The organism is Synechococcus sp. WC101 (genome assembly GCF_047461555.1).
In the GTDB taxonomy this organism is placed as follows: Bacteria; Cyanobacteriota; Cyanobacteriia; order Thermostichales; family Thermostichaceae; genus Thermostichus.
The window spans coordinates 1-3070 of record NZ_JANSHG010000216.1 but is presented as its reverse complement, the minus strand read 5'-3'; the positions used below and the strand labels follow the sequence as shown (position 1 = coordinate 3070).

Annotated in this window: 2 protein-coding genes; both read left to right on the top strand. The window is 59.3% G+C overall.

What is annotated here, in order from left to right:
- Positions 1 to 258: 258 nt before the first annotated feature.
- Positions 259 to 1419 carry a DegT/DnrJ/EryC1/StrS family aminotransferase gene (locus NW809_RS11610; protein ID WP_011431076.1) on the top strand — a complete coding sequence of 387 codons (1161 nt, stop codon included), beginning with the start codon at positions 259 to 261 and terminating at the stop codon, positions 1417 to 1419.
- A gap of 95 nt (positions 1420 to 1514) precedes the next feature.
- A complete protein-coding gene (locus NW809_RS11605; protein WP_099812889.1) occupies positions 1515 to 2723 on the top strand; it encodes a DUF58 domain-containing protein in 1209 nt (402 codons plus the stop codon).
- Positions 2724 to 3070 lie beyond the last annotated feature (347 nt).

Here is a 3070-nt window from a genome sequence, read left to right as displayed (position 1 = left end):
GTACATACTGACCTACCTTCGTGAAAAACCTAGCCGGCAGCTAAGCAAGACAAACCAAGCAGAGCCTTGGCATTATGTCCTTGCTTGCGCTAGCGGGACAGGGCTGTGAGAGCTGTCTAGAGGCGGCTTGACAACGCCTTTACGAGTCCAGCAACGGACTGGGTAAGAATTCTCCAGCTTTCTTTAGTTGGTGGGAGTGTCGAAAGCTCTCATCCTCGATAATGGGCTGTGGCCGCTACCTTCCCAAAAGGCAGCACCGTGACGGATGAGCCTATTCCGCTGCTGGACTTGACCTTGCAATACCGCGCTCTGGCTGAAACCCTTCTGCCCGAGGTGGAGGCGTTGCTGGCCTCAGGCCAGTACATCGGGGGAGAGGCGGTGCGGCGTTTTGAGGAGCTATTCTCCCGGTTTCTTGGCGGCGGGGACCTGGAGGCTGTTGGCTGCAATTCCGGCACCGATGCTTTGGTGCTGGCCTTGCGCGCCCTTGGGATCCAAGCAGGTGACGAGGTGATCACCACTGCCTTTAGCTTTTTTGCCTCCGCCGAGGCTATCGACTTGGTGGGGGCACGGCCGGTGTTTGTGGATGTGGATCCCTGCACTTTTAACCTGGATCCCCAGCTTCTGGAAAAGAGCATTTCCCCCCGCACCAAGGCGGTGATCCCGGTGCATCTGTTCGGCCAGGCGGCCAACATGACCGAGATTCTGGCCATCGCGCGGCGACATGGGTTGGCCGTGATAGAAGATTGCGCCCAGGCGGTGGGGGCCTGTTGGGGGGGCAGGCCGGTGGGAACCTGGGGAGATATCGGCTGCTTCAGCTTTTTTCCCACCAAAAACTTGGGGGCAGCAGGGGATGGTGGGGCGGTGGTGACCCGGGATCCACAATTGGCCCGCAAGGTTCGCATTCTTAAAGAACACGGCCAGACTCGCCAATACCAGCATGAGCACATCGGCCTCAACAGCCGCCTCGACGCGCTGCAAGCCGTGATCCTGTCGGTTAAGTTGACCCACCTGCGGGAGTGGAACTGGCGGCGGCAGGGGATTGCCGAGTCCTATCACCGCCTGTTGCAGGGGATCCCTGGGCTGATCCTGCCCCAGGTGGCGGTGGGGGGCAACTCGGTGTGGCACCAGTACACGGTGCGGGTGCCTGGTTCCGACTCGACGGACTCGCGGCGGCGCGACCGGTTGCAAAAGCAGTTGCAGGAGCGGGGCATTGCCAGCCGCGTTTACTACCCCATCCCGCTGCATCTGCAGCCGGTGTACCGCAAAAAGTTGGGGTACAAACCTGGGGATCTGCCCAATGCTGAGCTCTGTGCTGCTCAAGTGTTGTCCTTGCCCTGTTTTCCTGAGTTGACTCTCCAACAACAGGAGCGGGTGGCTGCGGCCATTGCCCAAATCCTCACCGAACAAACCTGCTCCTAGTGCCTGATCCCTTTACGCTGCAAGATACGGGTATTCTTGCGCGGAGGGTTGGGGAGCAAGAATTAGCGGTACAGGGCTGCAGAGGAGGCAGGCAAATGTTATTGAAACTTAGCCAAACGGCACTTCAACTCCTGCAATCGTTGCAGTGGCCGCGGAAGTTGGGGATCCGCCCTCCCCAGTTGTCCTCAAGGCAGCGGGTTCGTTTTCTGCGCCGCTTCCGCTTTACCCGCATCGGGGGGCGGTTTGTTGGGATCACCCTCCTGGTAAGCATTGCCGCCTTCAACACCGGCAACAATCCCCTTTACTTGGTGCTGGGGATGCTGCTCAGCCTCATTCTCCTCAGCGGCATGCTCTCCGAGCTTACCCTCAAAGATCTGGAGGTGAGCCGGCAGTTGCCCAGCCGCATTTTTGCCGGCCAGCCGGTCTTGGTGGGGCTGACGCTGGTCAACCGCAAACGGCGCCTGCCCAGTTTTTCCCTACAGGTCAGCGAGCGCATTGAGGGGCTCAGGCGGGCCGATTGGCCTTCCAGCTACGTTTTGCGCTTGGATCCCGGCGCCAAGCTAGATACCTTCTATCAGCACACTTTTTCACGGCGAGGGGCGTGGCGGCTGCAGGGCTTTGAAATTGCCACCAGCTTTCCCTTTGAACTCTTCCGCAAGGCAGTGGAAATTGAGGATGCGCAGACGGTGATCGTGTTTCCTCGGCCTGCCCCTGTGCAGGGTTTGCTGCTGCCGGATCAGTTCAGCGGCGGCAGCCGGTTGCGCCCTCAGCCGGGCCAGGAGGGGGACTATCTCAGCTTGCGGCCTTATCGTCCCCAAGATGATGTGCGCTCGGTGCACTGGAAGATCTCGGCCAAACGGGATCAACTGGTCGTGCGCGAGCTGGAGCGTCCCCGTTCCCAGGCCATTGTCCTCTGTTTTGAAAACCGCTGGCAGCCGCGGGGAGAAGGCCCTGAAGCGCATCGCAACAAGCTGGAGCGGGCCGTAGAGCGCTGTGCCGGGATCCTCACCTATCTCATCCGGGAAGGCCACCCGGTGGCGTTGGCCACCTTGCAGGAGCGGACTCCTTTCGGAACGGATTTGGCCCATCTAGATTGCCTATTGGCCCTCTTGGCTCAACTGACGTTTGTCGGGGATCCGCAACTCAATTCTCAACTGAAAAGAGAGCCTGATCCCTCTGTCGGGTTTAACCTCACCCCCCAAGATCGCTGTGTGCTGCTGGCCCATCCCGGCCAGGATGGAAAATCTGCCCCGGCCCATCTCATCCACACGGGATCCCTGCTGCAATTTATCCCAATTGAGTGAACCTCAGACTCATTTTGATAGCGGAATCCGTCGGGGAGCGTTTGGAAAGCTTGAGTCGCGGATCTCTTTAAAGCTTTAGGTTGAACTGCTGGAAAAGTGTCTGAGTAGGTAAAGTCTGAGGCTCATGGGAGAGGATTCCAGGGGAGTCAAACTCCGCTACTCTAGCTCCCCAACTTTAGGATCCCTTTATCCCCCTTCCGGGCGGTGGTTGGTGGTGGGGATGTAGATGCGGCTGCCGGCCCACTGCAGTTTTTCTCGCAGGGTGCGGAAGTAGGAGAGGTCCTTTTCTAGGATCAGCAGCTTGGCCGGCAGGTGAGCCCGTTGAATTTGTACCCACTGGCCGGGGT